This is a genomic window from Leptolyngbya sp. GGD (genome assembly GCF_026735145.1).
In the GTDB taxonomy this organism is placed as follows: domain Bacteria; phylum Cyanobacteriota; class Cyanobacteriia; order Leptolyngbyales; family Leptolyngbyaceae; genus Leptolyngbya; species Leptolyngbya boryana.
The window spans coordinates 119,051-135,598 of record NZ_JAPQKE010000011.1; the positions used below are offsets into that span (position 1 = coordinate 119,051).

General features: G+C 46.2%; 14 protein-coding genes. 6 read left to right on the top strand and 8 right to left on the bottom strand.

The window, feature by feature from the left end; translation table 11 throughout:
- Positions 1-173 precede the first annotated feature (173 nt).
- From rfbB to crtO, 3 genes are all read left to right on the top strand, one after another.
- On the top strand, positions 174-1,256 hold the full coding sequence (gene rfbB / locus OU814_RS29180) for a dTDP-glucose 4,6-dehydratase (RefSeq protein ID WP_268243001.1): 1,083 nt from the start codon (positions 174-176) through the stop codon (positions 1,254-1,256).
- A 111-nt stretch (positions 1,257-1,367) separates the two neighbouring features.
- A complete protein-coding gene (locus OU814_RS29185; RefSeq protein ID WP_268243002.1) occupies positions 1,368-1,760 on the top strand; it encodes a VOC family protein in 393 nt (130 codons plus the stop codon).
- 222 nt (positions 1,761-1,982) lie between these two features.
- A complete protein-coding gene (gene crtO / locus OU814_RS29190; RefSeq protein ID WP_268243003.1) occupies positions 1,983-3,677 on the top strand; it encodes a beta-carotene ketolase CrtO in 1,695 nt (564 codons plus the stop codon).
- A 62-nt stretch (positions 3,678-3,739) separates the two neighbouring features.
- Here crtO and OU814_RS29195 read toward each other — a convergent pair whose 3' ends face one another.
- The 5 genes from OU814_RS29195 to ffh form a co-directional block, all read right to left on the bottom strand.
- A complete protein-coding gene (locus OU814_RS29195) occupies positions 3,740-4,099 on the bottom strand; it encodes a KH domain-containing protein (RefSeq protein WP_017288448.1) in 360 nt (119 codons plus the stop codon).
- Positions 4,100-4,104: 5 nt separating this feature from the next.
- A complete protein-coding gene (rpsP, locus tag OU814_RS29200; protein ID WP_317135183.1) occupies positions 4,105-4,431 on the bottom strand; it encodes a 30S ribosomal protein S16 in 327 nt (108 codons plus the stop codon).
- 56 nt (positions 4,432-4,487) lie between these two features.
- A complete protein-coding gene (locus tag OU814_RS29205; protein ID WP_017288450.1) occupies positions 4,488-4,835 on the bottom strand; it encodes a type II toxin-antitoxin system PemK/MazF family toxin in 348 nt (115 codons plus the stop codon).
- Positions 4,813-5,013, bottom strand: a complete 201-nt coding sequence (locus OU814_RS29210) for a DUF2281 domain-containing protein (RefSeq protein ID WP_225885694.1) — start codon at positions 5,011-5,013, stop codon at positions 4,813-4,815. The genes OU814_RS29205 and OU814_RS29210 overlap by 23 nt, the downstream gene beginning before the upstream one ends.
- Positions 5,014-5,103: 90 nt before the next feature.
- Positions 5,104-6,591: a signal recognition particle protein gene (ffh, locus tag OU814_RS29215; protein ID WP_017288452.1), complete on the bottom strand. Its 1,488-nt coding sequence runs from the start codon at positions 6,589-6,591 to the stop codon at positions 5,104-5,106.
- Between the two features lie 116 nt (positions 6,592-6,707).
- On the opposite strand from ffh, the gene OU814_RS29220 reads away from it, so the two are divergent.
- From OU814_RS29220 to OU814_RS29230, 3 genes are all read left to right on the top strand, one after another.
- Positions 6,708-7,907 carry a DUF2252 domain-containing protein gene (locus OU814_RS29220; RefSeq protein ID WP_268243004.1) on the top strand — a complete coding sequence of 400 codons (1,200 nt, stop codon included), beginning with the start codon at positions 6,708-6,710 and terminating at the stop codon, positions 7,905-7,907.
- 42 nt (positions 7,908-7,949) lie between these two features.
- A complete protein-coding gene (locus OU814_RS29225) occupies positions 7,950-10,175 on the top strand; it encodes a transglutaminase TgpA family protein (protein WP_268243005.1) in 2,226 nt (741 codons plus the stop codon).
- 90 nt (positions 10,176-10,265) lie between these two features.
- The gene (locus tag OU814_RS29230; RefSeq protein WP_268243006.1) at positions 10,266-11,993 is read left to right on the top strand and encodes an SUMF1/EgtB/PvdO family nonheme iron enzyme; all 1,728 of its coding nucleotides are present in this window, start codon (positions 10,266-10,268) and stop codon (positions 11,991-11,993) included.
- Positions 11,994-12,877: 884 nt separating this feature from the next.
- Here OU814_RS29230 and OU814_RS29235 read toward each other — a convergent pair.
- From OU814_RS29235 to OU814_RS29245, 3 genes are all read right to left on the bottom strand, one after another.
- Positions 12,878-13,843, bottom strand: a complete 966-nt coding sequence (locus tag OU814_RS29235) for a methylenetetrahydrofolate reductase (RefSeq protein WP_268243007.1) — start codon at positions 13,841-13,843, stop codon at positions 12,878-12,880.
- A gap of 632 nt (positions 13,844-14,475) precedes the next feature.
- The gene (gene trpS / locus OU814_RS29240) at positions 14,476-15,486 is read right to left on the bottom strand and encodes a tryptophan--tRNA ligase (RefSeq protein ID WP_268243008.1); all 1,011 of its coding nucleotides are present in this window, start codon (positions 15,484-15,486) and stop codon (positions 14,476-14,478) included.
- 92 nt (positions 15,487-15,578) lie between these two features.
- On the bottom strand, positions 15,579-16,548 hold a 970-nt coding region (locus OU814_RS29245; RefSeq protein ID WP_268243009.1), incomplete at its 5' end, for an aldo/keto reductase family protein.

Below are 16,548 nucleotides of genomic sequence, written 5' to 3' on the forward strand. Positions count from 1 at the left end.
CGTAACCTAATGTGAGAGATTAAATATGTTCGTTCATCTTTCTAAGGGAAGGCTTTAATGCACACAGTCAAGATTGTCTATCCCAATGGGCATAATGTTAAAGTCTTAGTTTCAATCATCAATTAAGCGATAGCACGAGAATAATATTTGATTCAGTTGATCAGAGCCAAGCTATGCAAACGTTTCTTGTCACCGGTGGAATGGGTTTTATTGGCTCTAATTTTGTATTGAAGGCTTGCAAAGAACAATGGGCAAGCATTATCAACCTTGATAAGCTTACATACGCTAGTAATTATCAGACTCTCGCAGAGTTAGAGCAGCATCCTGACTATACTTTTGTTCGAGGAGATATTTGTGATCTTGAATTACTGAAGGATTTGTTGGAGCAGTACAAGCCAGATGCAATTGTGAACTTTGCCGCAGAAAGTCATGTCGATCGCTCAATTTTGAATCCACACGCATTCATTGAAACCAATATTCTAGGCACATTTCGCCTGCTCGAAGCAAGTCGAGCGTATTGGGAGAAATTACTGGGTCAGAAACGCGATAGCTTCCGCTTTTTACAGGTTTCAACCGATGAGGTCTATGGCTCACTCAGCCCAACTGATCCAGCATTTCGGGAAAATACGCCTTACGCACCAAACAGTCCTTATGCAGCTTCTAAAGCAGGGGCTGATCATTTAGTTCGGGCTTATTATCACACCTATGGATTACCAACGCTGACGACAAATTGTTCTAACAATTATGGGCCACGCCAATTTCCGGAGAAGCTTATCCCCTTGATGATTCTCAATGCTCTTAATAGAAAGCCTCTCCCGATTTACGGAGATGGGCAAAACATTCGAGACTGGCTCTATGTTGACGATCATTGTGATGCACTTTACCAAGTCTTGCAACATGGGCGAATTGGAGAGACTTACAACATTGGTGGAAACAACGAACAAACGAATCTTGCAGTCGTGAATCAGATTTGTACTGTGTTGGATCAACTAGCTCCCAAGGCGAATTTTCAACATGCTGAACTGATTACCTTTGTCAAAGACCGTCTTGGACACGATCGCCGTTATGCCATCGATAACAGTAAAATTCAGCGTGAGCTAGGCTGGGAACCCAAAGAAAGTTTTGCCAGTGGCTTACTCAAAACAATTCAGTGGTATCTCAATCACACTGATTGGGTCGAACAAGTCCAATCTGGAGCGTATCAGGCTTGGATTGAACAGAACTACGGCGATCGTAATTCTTCAACTGCTGTATAAGCCTGCTTCTGGATGAAAAAACTCGAATAGAAGTGCGATCGCGATAAATCTGGGTTGCAACTCAAACTCATAACGAGTATGATTTAGACAACAAAGATTTCAGAGGTGACTATGAACTTCTATCGAATTGAACATATCAACAAGGTTTGTCAGAACTTAGAAGCAACCTTGCAGTTTTACCAAACCCTCTTTCCTGATTGGTTTATCCGTGCCCAAGAACAGTCAAACGACATGAGTTGGCTGCATTTTGGTAATCAGCAATTCTATCTCTCACTCTACGAACGACCCAACGCATCTCAAGCCAGTCCACTTCATACCGGAAATATTGATCACATCGGCTTTGTGATTGCAGATGGCAAAAAAATGACCGCGTTACTAGAAGCAAACGGAATTGAATATATGCTTGAGGATTCTCCAGAAACCAAGTACCGCATCTATGTAAAAGATCCCGATAGCACATGGCTAGAACTCGTAGAGTATAAAGAAAATTACGCACTGCGATAGCAATTCCGATGTTGACTCTTGATTGAGGGAAAAATTGGCTAGCAAGAGTTTTCGCGGTTTAAAAAAGTACAAGCGAGCTCTCCTCTCTTTTGGCAGATTTTTTACTACTCAAAAGTGCAACTTCTTAGTGATTCGGAGCTTTCAAGATTGACTGTAGGATGTACCGTGCGATCGTACTCACGCACGCGCGACTCTTGAAGTTAATTTCTAACAGTATTTAACATGCAAAGCTACGACGCGATCATTATTGGTGCAGGGCATAATGGCTTAGTCTGTGCTGCCTACCTCCTCAAAGCAGGCTATAGTGTCTTACTGCTTGAAAAAAATTCCATTCCAGGCGGGGCAGCGACGACAGAAGAACTGATGCCAGAAGACGCTCCTGGATTTCTGTTTAGCCCTTGTGCGATCAATCATATTTTCATTCACTTAGGACCTGTTGTTGAAGAATTAGAGCTAGAAAAATACGGGCTGGAATATCTATTCTGTGACCCAGTTGTGTTTTGTCCTCACCCAGATGGCAAATACTTTTTAGCGCGTCGCTCAGTCGAGCAAACCTGTGCTGAAATTGCACGATACAGTCCCCGTGATGCTGCCAAATATGCTGAGTTTACTGACTTCTGGCAGCGGGTGATTGGAATGCTGACTCCGATATTTAATGCTCCTCCCAAGTCGATCGTAGATATGGCAGGAAACTACGATATTAGTAAGATCAAAGATATGATGTCGTTGATGGGATCGGGAGACAAAACGCTGGATCTCATCCGCACCATGTTATCTAGCCCGCTTGATGTGATCAATGAATACTTTGATTCAGAGTTTTTGAAAGCGCCTCTCGCAAGACTTTCTGCTGAACTTAGCACCCCGCCTTCCCAAAAGAATATGGCAGTGGGTTCAATTATGATGTCATTGCGGCACAATCCGGGTATGGCACGTCCCAAAGGTGGAACTGGGGCACTCACGCAAGCGTTGGTTCGATGTGTGCAGGATCTCGGTGGTGAAATTCGGACGGATCAGCAGGTGCAACGGGTTTTGATCGATGATGGAAAAGCTGTAGGAGTTCGGCTCACGAATGGTCAAGAATATCGATCGACGATGGGAGTGATATCGAGCCTGGATGCTCAAAGACTATTTTTACAATTGATCGATGAGCGCGATGTTGATGCAGCAGATGCTGAATTGCGAGAACGAGTTTCTCGTCGCATTGCCAACCACAATGAAGCCATTCTCAAAATTGATTGTGCTTTATCAGAATTGCCCCGCTTTGAAAATTACAATCATCAAGATCAATACTGGATGGGTTCAGCGTTGATTGCAGATTCGGTCACTCAAGTAGAGCTTGCCCATACTGATCCGAATATTGGCAGAATTCCAATCGATGATCCGTCGATGTATATGGTCTTGCCATCTTTACTAGATCCGTCTCTCGCTCCCGAAGGTCAACATACTCTCTGGATTGAATTCTTTGTGCCGTACCAAATTGCAGGAGCAGAAGGCACTGGGCTAAAAGGAACAGGATGGACAGAAGACTTAAAAAATCAAGTCGCAGATCGTGTTCTCGATAAACTGGCTGAATACACCCCCAATCTCAAATCTTCAATCATTGCCCGTCATATTGAAAGTCCACCCGAGCTAGAGCGCCGGATTGGAGTTTCAAAAGGCAATTACTATCATCTGGATATGAGCTTTGATCAAATGATGTTTTTCCGCCCATTGCCGGAACTTGCGAATTATAAAACCCCGATCGAGGGACTCTTTCTCACAGGTGCAGGAACTCATCCCGGCGGATCGATTTCAGGCTTGCCAGGACGCAACTGTGCGCGAGTCATTTTGCAAACGGAACATCCTGTCTCTCAAACGCTATCGGATACAGGCAATGTGATCAAATCAGCCGCAAAATCTTTGTTTAGTCGATCGTAAAATACTTCAAAAGCTTCGCAAATTCGATTCGCGAAGCTTACAAGTTGACCGATTCACACGAATTAATTTTCTCGCGTGGGTCGTTTGGGAGCATCAGTGCGGGGAGTCGGTCGCCCTTGAGGACGATCGCGTCTGGGAGGGCGATCCTCAGAATCTTCTCGACCGCTCCCGTAAACATCCAGATTTACCGTCTGTCCTGCCGCCTTCGCAACACCCTCGATCGTAGTCCGAATTGCCTGAACATTTCGTCCACCTCGACCAAAGACACGTCCTTTGTCCGTGCCTTCAAACGCTAAACGAATCCAAATCCGCGATCGATTGGCGAGCACTTCACAGTCGATTTTCAGCGCATCTGGCGTTTCGAGAAAAGGTTCAACAAGAAACCGGATCAGTCCGGCATAATCTGGAGTCACAGGTTTCACAAGAATTACTCAGCTTTCAATTGCTCAAGTACATTGTTTTTGAAGAGGATATCGCGAACAGTATCCGTCGGCTGTGCGCCTTTCTTCATCCAATCCAAGATCTTCGGAACATCTAAACGGACTTCATCTGATCTGGGATTATAAAATCCAACTTCTGCCAAGGGGCGACCATCGCGACGAGTGGTACTTTGAGCAACAACAATCCGATAGCTGGCTTCACGCTTTTTACCAAAGCGCTTTAATCTCAATTTGAGCATAACTAGAACCGAGGACTCCTTTCTGATAGTTTCAACGTGATATGGCGGAATTGCCACACTTCCCGGAATAGTCATCCTAACATGGTGCGGGGAAATTAGAGACACTCACTCTATTACTTACCGCAAGGCTGCTAAATTCCTAAGATTGTTTGTAAGAGTTGATGCAGATCTTGCTGATCAGAAGATTGCAAAGTTCCGAGTTTACGAATCACTAATTTTTGTTCGATCGTTGTAATCGCAGGTTTAATCATTGAGGCTTTTAACAAGCCTGCGGACTGCCAATCTTGAATAATCAAGTCTCCAAATCGGGGAGTTGAAATTTGACTGGTCACTGCAATGAGAATTAGATCTGGATGAGCTTGATGATACGCTCCAGAACTAATCACAACGGCAGGACGCTTTTTGTTTGTGGATTGGTCGCTGAGGGGAAAAGGAACAAGTAAAACATTCCCGAATTCATAAGTTGTCGTACTCGGCATCGTCGGGATTATCCCAAATCTTCTGAAAAACGGGTTCTGAAAGCTGAGTTGCGATCGCAGTGAGCTGCTGATTCTCTTGCTCTCGTTGCGATAAGAAGTCAATAAAATTCTCGACTTCAGCTATCTTTTCAGGTGAGAGTTGCTGGAGCTTAACCAGTAGTCGCTGTTCGGAAGTCATTGAGGTTTCCATCGCGTTTCAAGTGAGTGATAGACCAACGCAAGAATCGCAAGAATATTGTGAGGCTGACGTTGGTCTTGAATTCAAACTCTACAGATTGCCGAAGCCTTTTTTCTTCTTATCTTTGCCGCCTTTTTTCTTCTTCCCGCCTCCGCCTTGATAGCCTCTAAATCCAGGCTGGGGTGGACGCATTCCACCACCCGTTCCGCCAAATGGATTTCCACCCCCAAATGGATTGGGCATTCCACCCATCGGACCCATTCCAGGAAAACCCATCTGACCTGAACCCATTTGTTGCATCAGCGATCGCATTCTTTGGAAATTCGTCACCAATTCGCTGACTTCCTTGTCAGAATGTCCGGAACCCTTGGCAATCCGTTTCCGACGACTAGGAGAATTGGCAAGCAGATCGGGATTTTTCCGTTCCTCGACCGTCATGGAGCCGATCATCGCTTCGGCTTTTTTCAGTTGTTCTTCACCTTTGGCAAGCTGTTCTTCGTTCACCATCTTGCCCATGCCAGGAATCAGCTTCATGACACCGCCGAGCGATCCCATGTTCTTCAGCAGGCGAGTTTGCTTGAGGAAGTCAGAGAAATCGAATTTTGCAGATAGAATCTTCTCCTGCATTTTTTCGGCTTCTGCCATGTCCACTTCTTCCCGCGCTTTCTCAACGAGGGTCAGGACATCGCCCATGCCCAAAATCCGTGAAGCCATCCGGTCAGGATAAAACGGCTGTAATGCGTCAACTTTCTCACCGATCCCGATGAATTTGATCGGCTGTCCAGAAATTCGCCGTACCGAGAGTGCCGCACCCCCGCGAGTATCCCCATCCATTTTGGTAAGGATTGCACCCGTTACGCCGATTTGCTCATGGAAGGTGCGAGTCAGGTTAGCAGCTTCTTGACCCGTCATCGCATCGACGACCAGCAGGGTTTCATGCGGCTCGATCGTGTCTTTGATCCGCTTCAATTCGCCCATCATGGATTCGTCAATCTGCAAACGTCCGGCAGTATCAACGATCACGACATCAAAGCCATCGGCTCTCGCTTTTTCAACCCCTTGACGTGCGATTTCTACGGGGTCGGCATCTTTCCCCATGTCAAATACGGGGATATTAATTTGCTTACCGAGTGCGATTAATTGGTCGATCGCAGCAGGTCGATAAACGTCGGTTGCGACTAGCAATGCCTTCTTATCTTCTTTTCTTAAATGCAGCGCCAGTTTTGCGGTTGCAGTTGTTTTACCTGTCCCTTGCAAACCCGCCATGAGTACGATCGTGGGAGCGGTTTCTGCTTCAGCGAGGGGCACATTGGCATCGCCCATCACTTTGACCAGTTCGTTATAGACGATTTCGATAAACTGCTGGTCGGGGCGAACGCCTGCAATGACTTCTGCACCGAGTGCATTCTGTTCAACTTCTGCGACAAAATCTTTGACGACTTGCAGATTCACATCTGCTTCAAGGAGCGCGCGCCGAACTTCCCGCAGCGCGTCTTTGACATTCGATTCAGAGATTTTGTCTTGACCGCGAACTTTTTTCCAGGCTTGTTCTAAGCGATCGGCAAGAGCGTCAAACATAGGAGAAATTGATCAGAAGATATCCTTCTCAGAGTAGCGTGTTTCCAGCACAATCGCGAAGTCGAGAAACCCGTCCGAATCCGTTAAATTAGATTGTCCTGTTTTTATTTCTCCAAATGTCAAATCAAACTGTTGTCGATCGCATTCATGAGTTTAATCAGGGACGCGATCCTGAACTGCTGAAACTCAAATATCAAACGATGGCAAAAAATGCGTTTTCGTTTTTGCGAGGAACTTGTCATCTGTTTTATCAGGATTTACCCGTTGAAGGCATTTTTGCCTCTGCACCGCCTGTTTGGAGTTGTGGCGATCTGCATTTACAGAATTTTGGCAGCTTCAAGGGAGACGATCGCTTAGTTTATTTTGATGTCAATGATTTTGATGAAGCGCTCTTAGCCCCTTGTACTTGGGATGTTGTGCGGTTTTTAACGAGTGTGATTGTTGGCGCTCATACGCTCAATATTGACGATGAAACAGCGATCGCACTTTGCCGTTGCTTCCTCGAAACTTATATCAAAGAACTCTTGACCGGAAAAGATCGAACTGTTCATGGTGAAGTGTCAACCGGGTTAGTTCGGGAATTGTTACTAGGATTGAAAACGCGGAAACGCAAAGACTTTCTAGATGAACGAACGGAACTGAAATCAAAAGTGCGATCGCTCAAACTCATTGAAGGCAAAACGAAACCCGCGACAGAATCCCAGCGTGAAAGGGTAATAGAAGCGATCGCAGAAAGCACTCAAACATATCCAGAACCAGAGTTTTACACAATTCTCGATGTGATGCATCGAATTGCAGGAACCGGAAGTTTGGGACTCGAACGCTATGTGATCTTAGTCGAAGGCAATGGCTCACCGAATCAGAACTATCTATTAGATCTCAAGCTATCTCGATCGTCTTCCTTGCAAGCCTATACTCCGTGCCTACAGCCTGATTGGAACAGTGAAGCAGATCGCATTGTTGCCATTCAAAATCGATTTCAAGAATCTCCGCCAGCCTTGTTACATGGATTAACCATTGCAGAAAAATCTTACGTCTTACGCGAACTTCAACCGACTGCTGATCGCGTTGACCTCGATAAAAGCAATGGCAAAATAAAGCGATTGAAAAAAGTGATCAAAACAATGGCAGAAGTCACAGCTTGGGGACAAATGCGCAGTACAGGGCGACAAAAATCAGCGATCGCAGATGATCTCATCGCATTCGCTGAAACTGCTTCGGTCTGGCACGATTCTGTACTTGACTATGCTCGATCGTATGCCGTACAAGTTGAGCGAGACTACGCAGAATTCAAAGCACAGGTCACTGAAGGCTAATCAAGGGGTACTCTGGGGGTTGGAAATTCACTCTTTTCTCCCATGAAAAACTGGTGGCAACAGTTCAAACCCCGAATTCAAGTCATTCCAGAAATTCAGCCTGAAGACTCGATTTTGTTTCGAGTACTCGCCCAATCGCTCGTCACGATTGGAATTTTGGCAATTGACTTAGCCGCAGAAACTCACATTGGACTGTGGGCAATTCCGCTGAGTGCAATTGGGGCGAGTTGGAGTTGGTACTGTCGTCGCAAGAAGAATACTGGATTTAAATTCTTACTGGCGATCGCGATGATGGTCGCATTACTCACGTTTTTTAGTAAGCTACCGACGGCTTGGCAGACGGGCGATACTCGGCTCGTTTTAGCAGAATTTCTCATTCAAGTGCAGGTTTTGCATACATTCGATTTGCCGCGCCGCAAGGATTTGGGTTACTCGATGATGATTGGGCTTGTGTTGCTCTCGCTCGCAAGTACTTTAAGTCAAACGATGCTCTTTGGTGGCTTGCTGGTTGCCTTTTTAGCGATCGCGCTTCCGACGTTGATGTTGGACTATAGTTCACGGTTGGGCGTGAGTGATGTCAAAGTCGATCGCAGTCGATTGCAGAAAATTACCTTTGGTAAGCTGCCAATGATTTTCGCGATCGTCGTTGCTTTGGGATTAGTATTTTTTCTGCTGATGCCACGGTTTCCTGGCTATCAACTGAGAATGTTTCCTGTAAGTGCGCCTATAACGGTTCAGGAAAGATTTGATAATCAAGAGATTAGAACTCCAGGTGCAGGTCGGAGTGCCTTAGAATCACAAGTCCGAGGCGGAGGAAGTTCAGCGCAACGGGGAGAAGTGCGCGATCGCAGTGATGAGCTTTATCCAGGCTTTGGAAACAGCATTAGTCAAAATCGCCGCAAACCTTTGAAGCCACGGGTGATCATGCGGGTGAGATCGCAGATTGAGGGATTTTGGCGGGTGATGGCATTCGATCGCTACACCGGACAAGGGTGGGACGTGTCTCGCAATGCTCAAACGAGGACGATTAAGCGGACACCTTGGTCATATCGATTCTTTCTTTCGCCTCCAGTGACGATGAGCGAGACAAAAGAAGTGATTCAGACGTTCACGATTTTGTCTGATCTGCCGAATTTAATTCCGGCGCTTTCGGCTCCTCGGGAATTGTATTTTCCAACCGATGAGATTGCGATTGATACTGAGTTTGGTCTGCGATCGCCTGTTGAATTGCATTCTGGCATGACTTACAGCGTGGTTTCAGATGTGCCTTATCGCAATCGGACTCTGCTACGGTTGAATTCGCTCAAAGCAAAGTATCCAGAAAATAGCCCCTATTTGCAACTTCCAACTCGGCTGAAGCAGCGATTAGCAGAGGAAACAGAGCGAATTTTAGCAACGTCTGAGAAACCGATTGATTCAGATTATGAGAAGGCTCTCTATCTGGGACAATATCTGAAACAGCGCTATCGGATTCAAGATTTTCAGGAGTTGAAACCGGGCGAAGATGTGGTTGAGGCATTTCTACGCAATCAAGGCGGCGATCGCGATCATTTCTCAACGGCATTAACGCTAATGTTGCGATCGATTGGAGTTCCGGCTCGATTAGTCGCGGGCTTTGCGCCTGGAGAATTCAATCCGTTCACGGGGCTATATATTGTTCGCAATACGGATGCTTATGCGATTACAGAGATTCAAGTGCCGCGATCGGGTTGGTTTACGATCGATCCGATTCCTGGACATGAGTTAATTCCGCCTTCGGTAGAGGAGTATCAGCCGTTTAGCTTGGTGCAACGGTTTTGGAGTTGGGTGGCAGGATGGTTGCCTTCTCCGGTTACGGCTTGGTTTGCTGAGATTTTCAAAATTGTCAGAACTACGCTCTCTGGGTTCTTCGGTTTGCTAAATCAGGGCTTATCAGGTTTCTTTCAGGCTTCGATTATTTTGTTTAGTCTTGGATTCTTGGGTTGGCTGAGTGTGCAGGGCTGGCAAAGATGGCGACAGTATCAGCGCATGAAGCGCATGCGACCGATGGAGCGGCTTTATCAAAATATGCTGAACCAGTTAGCAAAGCAGGGCTTTCAGAAACATTCTGCTGAGACTCCATTGGAGTATGCGCGACAGGCAAAGCGAACTCAACAACCGGATCGGGCGGCTGTGATTGAAGAAATTTCTCAGGCTTATGTGAGTTGGCGCTATGGTCGAGTGGTGCCGGATTTGCCGGAGTTGCAGCGGAAGTTGAAGGAGGTGATGAAAAGGAGATCGCGGGGCTAGTCGTCTATTAGTTGTGGTGCACTACTAGCTTCTCTCGTAATAAATCGCACCTTACAATAAGCAAAGCCCTCTCACCGATGAATTTTCTCAATGGTACGTGCTGTTAATGTTTTCGTTTCTTATTCGCATGAGGATGAGCCGCTTAGGGTGGAACTGGAGAAGCATTTGAGTGCTTTGCGGCGGAGTCGGGCGATCGCGGAATGGCACGATCGAAAAATTGATGCGGGAGCAGAATGGGCGAAGGAAATCGATCTCAATCTCAAATCTGCTGATGTGATTTTGTTGCTGATTAGTCCGGCGTTTATTCATTCAGACTATTGTTCTAGTGTGGAGTTGACGCAGGCGATGGAGCAGCATGAGGCGGGGACGGCTTGTGTGATTCCGATTATTTTGCGCGCTTGTGATTGGGAAAATGAGCCGTTTGCGAAGTTGCAGGCGTATCCGAAGAATGCGAAGCCTGTGACGAGTTCGGAAAATCGAGATGAGGCGTTTCTGGATATTGTGCGTGGGGTGCGGGGTGCGGTTCAGCGAATTGCAGAACGGTTGTCAGAGAGTTCGACTTCAGAAGAAGTGGATCGAGAGACAGACGCGATCGTGCAAGAGATTGTCGAGTCGGGACAGGGAGAGGATCAGTATCGAGAAGAGGTTTTGTTTGTTCTGAGTCAGGATGGGGGCGAGATTTCGCCTGAGAGTCGAATTGTGCTGGAGATTTCGCGCAAGAGTTTTCAGCTTTCTGAGGAGCGAGCGAAAGCGCTTGAAGCTGAAGTGATTCGACCGTTTCAGGAGTTTCGAGAAGCAGCGATCACACTGATCAAGCCTCAAGGATCAGTCACACCGAGAATTCAATCACTCCTCGATCGAGCGCAACAGAGATTAAATCTGAGGGATGCAGATGCAGCGGCAATCATTGAAAATGTTCTAGCTTCGATTTCAGAGCCTGTGATTGTCGTTCCTCCGAAGCCGTTGCTGCCGACCTTCAGCTTTGAAGTGATTACGGTCAACGATCGAGGAAAAGAAATCGATCGTCGTCAAAGTCAAGCAAGTTACCGCCGAGAAGAACTCGCGAAAGGTGTCTTTTTCGATATGGTTTCGATTCCAGGTGGAACCTTTTGGATGGGTGCAGCAGAGGGAGAGTTAGAAGCAAGAGTTCGTGAGAAACCTCGGCATCAAGTCACGATCAAGCCTTTTTTCATGGGTAAGTACACAGTGACTCAGGTGCAATGGAAAGCGATCGCTCAATTACCCAAAATCAATCGGGATCTCGAACTAGATCCATCCAAGTTCAAAGGCAATCATCGACCTGTTGAGCGAATTTTTTGGGATGATGCGATCGAGTTTTGCGAACGATTAACTCGAAAAACGGGAGAGCGATACCGATTACCGAGCGAGGCTGAATGGGAATATGCGTGTCGGGCTGGAACGACGACACCATTCCATTTTGGAGAAGCGATCACGCCTGACTTGGCAAACTACGACGGCAATCAAACTTATGCGAATGCAGCGAAAGGGAAGTATCGCGAAACAACGATTGAGGTAGGAAGTTTTCCTCCGAATGCCTTTGGACTTTATGACATGCATGGAAATGTGTGGGAATGGTGCGCTGATCCGTGGCATGACAGCTATACGAATGCGCCTGCGGATGATCGTGTTTGGGAAATGGAAAGCGATCAAGAGAACAACCGCAAAGTGGTGCGGGGCGGCTCCTGGATTCACCTTCCGTGGAATTGCCGTTCTGCGTCTCGCTACGTTAACGCTGCGGGGGTTCGCAACTACGACATCGGTTTTCGTGTTGTCTGTTCTGCACTGAGGACTCTGTAGCCCTTTGCTCTCTTGCCTTTTTGTTCTTTACTCTTGTTTCTTTTCTCTTCTTATTTGCGCTCTACGCGATCAAATTTTTTAAGCATTTCGGGATGATTTGCGATCGTGGTTCATCGAACGTCGTCTGCGATTCATGAGATATCGATTGCGAGTGATCGATTTTTAATGACAGTTCATCGATCGACGTTTGCGAGGATTTGAACATCAAGTGTGAATGTTTGATCGACGTTAGAGATGTATTGATTAACGTTTACGAGGATTTGAGTATCAAGCGTGAATGTTCGATCGTCAATGATGATTCATCGATCGACGTTAGAGATATATCGATCGACGTTTGCGAGGAATTGAACATCAAGCGTGAATGTTCGATCGACGTTAGGGATGTATCGATCGACTTAAACTACAAAGATGTCCCAATGATGCGACAACACGAATTCTTCAAACAAAGGCAATGTGCAACTTTCAAGCTAAGGAAGTAGCTTGTTAATCATGTAACCGAAAACATTTTTTCGCTGCGTTGCAATTCCGCCCTCGATTAAAATCGGGGCTAAAAAACGAAGTTCACTGAAGGGACTAAAACAGCCAGAATGAGAGTCTTCCAGTCCCTTCAGTGGACTTTTCTCTGCTAGCCCCGATTTTAATCGAGGGCGAGACGGAATCGGAGCTTAGGGACTTCATTAAACCGCAAGTTTAGCCGTTGAAACCGCAGCTACATAGACAAAATCCTCCTCCGCAAGTTCAAGAGATGTTGAGTTCTCTTAGTCCGCCGTTGCGGACTTTGTTTGTATAGCCGCGAATTCTATTCGCAAGGCGCAGACCACCTAGTAAGTAAATCAGCCACATTCACTACAAAACACATCCTCAGATGCCACTCTATAAGGAATTTAGCTAAGAGTGACTGCTGAGAGTAGTTCAGTTTGCTTTGCGATCGCTGGAATACCCGCAAGATCTAAAATCTCTGGAATTAAGTCTTCGCGCTTCACTGCCATCATATGCACACCCTGACAGACCTCTTTTGCAAGTTTGACTTGCTCAGCCGCAATTACCATTCCTTCGCGTAAAGGATCAGAAGCTTTTTCTAAGCGATCGATAATATGGTCTGGAATATTCACCCCTGGAACCGCCCGATTAATAAACCGCGCATTTTTTGCCGACTTCAGTAAGAAAATTCCAGCTAACACAGGCTTATTGCAGCCCGCAGCGATCTCATTCATAAATTTATCCAATCGCTCAAAATCAGTAATCAACTGACTCTGGAAAAACTGTGCCCCTGCTTGTATTTTCCGCTCAAATCGTCTCTGTAACCCTGACCAACTCGCACATTGTGGATCAACTGCTGCACCAACAAACAGATCTGTCTCTCCATCCGTCAATTCTTTATCGTTCCAATCACTGCCGCCATTGAGCTTACTAATCATCTGCAACAAGCGCACTGATTCAAGCTCAAACACCGCCTTCGACTCAGGATGATCCCCTGCTTTTAGCGGATCACCCGTTAAAGCTAAAACATTCCGAATCCCCAAAGCATGAGCACCGAGCAGATCCGCTTGTAGCCCGATCGCATTTCTATCCCGACAAGCAACTTGATAAACAGGTTCAATTCCTTGCTGCAAAAGCAATGCTGCCGAAACGAGCGAAGACATCCGCATCACAGCCCGACTGCCATCGGTAATATTGACCGCATGTACCCTTCCCTTAAGCACTTGTGCCATCTGCACCATATGAGTTGGATCAGTGCCTTTGGGAGGCGCAACTTCAGCAGTGACAAGAAATTCGCCATTTCGAGCGGCTGTACGGAAGGCAGAAAGCGGGGCGTGACCGAGGGGCTGTGAGATTTGAGGATAGGTCATGAGCAACGATCGTTAAAAGTGCAACTTCTTGACTAGCGTATCGGGGAACGTTGAGAGGTTTGAAGTTTTTTCGCGAAACTTTTACAGAATCGGCAAGAAAATCGAGCGTAATTAAATCTTTACACAATACTTACACTAAAAAGGATTGCATCTGTTTTGTATAAAAAGTACCAAGATCGATCCGAAATCCTTCGTACTGCGACGATCTAACGCATATGGTAAAAGCCGTATTTTCACTAAATAATCTTCGGCTTGCCCCTTCTATTTACTCAGTTTATACTGGCAACCTGGAAAAAACATGAGTTTATCCCCAGTATAAAATGTAATATTTTGCATAATTTCTACTCAGGTCATCTACTGAAGCCTATCTGCGAATCGAGATGCCTTGGCAGGTCAAAGCCAAGCGAAGTTTCTAAAAGACTCAGTAAAAAGTTTGATGCGAGGAATCAGTCGAATTTTTGCGGACTTTAGGATTGATGAAACAAGTCCCAAATAATCTCGCCTCATGTTTTCATGGCAGTCCTAAATTGGTTGTGAAATGGGGGAAGGGGGCAATTTTCTTCACTTCCCCATTCCCCCAACTGGCAAGATCTGACAAATCAAACAGCAGTGTTCTATGCAGTTGCAGTTCTTTAACTAGGAAGCGTATATCCCATTGCTTTTTTCACTTTGTTCAAAGTTTGGTTCGCGACTTCAGAAGCTTTCTCTCTTCCCGATCGTAGAACAGAGTCTAAGTAACCTTGATCGGCTCGAATTGCGTGATATTTTTCCTGAATGGGTTGGAGAGCTGCGATCGCGGTTTCCGTCAACAGCGGTTTAAATTGTCCCCAACCCATGTCTTTACACTCTGCTGCGACTTCATCCTTGGGTTTGCCAGAGAGCAACATGTACAGCGTGAGTAAGTTGTTGCATTCTGGACGCTCTGGATTGCCGAATTCTAGCCCTCGAACTGGGTCAGTTTTGCAGCGTTTGATTTTGTTTTGAATCACATCCGGCGGATCGAGCAGATTCAGGCGGCTCAATTCAGACGGGTCAGATTTTGACATTTTCTTGGTGCCATCGGTCAGGCTCATTACCCGCGCGCCATCGGCTCGGATCAGAGGATTGGGACGTTTGAGCACCGGAGCTTCAGGAGTCGCGAATTTGAAATTAAAGCGATCGACTAAATCGCGCGTTAATTCCAAATGCTGTTTTTGATCTTCGCCCACTGGGACTTTATCCGGCTCATACAGCAAGATGTCTGAAGCCATCAAAACCGGATAAGTCAATAAGCCTGTACCAACATCTTGCCCTTGTTTGATGCGCTTTTCTTTGAACTGGATCATGTCTTCGAGCCAGTTGAGCGGAGTAATGCAGCTTAAGAGCCATGCGAATTCAGCATGAGCGGGGACATGAGATTGAACAAAAATGGTTGTGTGTTCTAAATCAAGTCCGCACGCAAGATAGAGTGCCGCAACTTCGTAAGTGTTTTCTGCCAGCGTTGTACGATCGTGCGGGACGGTAATAGCGTGCAAATCAGCAAGGAAAAAATAGTTGTCGTACTGGTTTTGCCCTTCGACCCAGTTACGAATGGCTCCCAAATAGTTGCCAAGATGAAGATTTCCGGTGGTTTGAACGCCAGAAAGAACACGCTGCTTAGTCATACAATTAGAATTAGTCGCCCGTCGTTACTCAATGAATTTAGCAAACTCTTGGCGACTAAATCCTGATTTTTTGGCTAATCTGCAATTCAGACTTACCGTGTCGCTGTCGCAGTGAGGGCAGGCTGCAAAATCCGATCGATTTCTTGTAATTCTGCTGCACTCAACGTCACATCAGAAGCCGCTGCATTATCTTCCACTTGCTCAGGACGACTCGCCCCAATAATTGCACCTGTTACTTGCTGATCTCGTAACACCCAAGCGAGAGCAAGCTGTGCCATCGAGATATTGAGTTCTTCTGCGATCGCGCTCAAATCCTGCACCGCGCTCAAAATTTGATCGTTGAGAAAATCTCCCATAAATCCATTCATCTGGCTATTTGCTGCGCGCGAATCTTGAGGTGGAGCTTCACCCGGCTTGTACTTTCCGGTCAATACTCCTTGAGCAAGCGGCGACCAAACAATCTGTCCAATTCCGTTGGCAGTACATAAAGGAAAGACTTCCGCTTCGGGCTTCCGCCATAGCATCGAGTATTGAGGTTGGCTCGAAACAAACTTCGCCACATTCGGAAGATTTAAAGCGGCTTGAATCTGAGATGGACTCCACTCGCTAAAGCCAATGTAGCGAGCTTTCCCCTGTTGAACGACTTCGGTTAAAGCCGTCATCGTTTCTTCTAAAGGAGTGTTCTCGTCATAGCGATGGCATTGATAGAGATCGACGTAATCCGTTTTCAAGCGCTGAAGCGACGCATCAATTTGTTTGCGAATTTGAGCAGCAGACAATCCTTGATCCGTGTCGGACATGGGAAAGTACACTTTAGTTGCTAGAACGTAGGAAGACCGATCGATCCCCTGTAAAACTTCTCCCAAAAACGATTCGGCTGATCCTCTACCATAGACATTCGCCGTATCGATAAAGTTAATCCCAACGTCAAAAGCTTTATGCACACAAGCTTCAGCATTTTGTCGCTCAACTCCGCCGCTATAAGTGAGCCAAGAACCTAGAATAATTTCTGAAACATTGAGATCGCTATCTCCTAACCTACGATATTTCATAATGATTTCT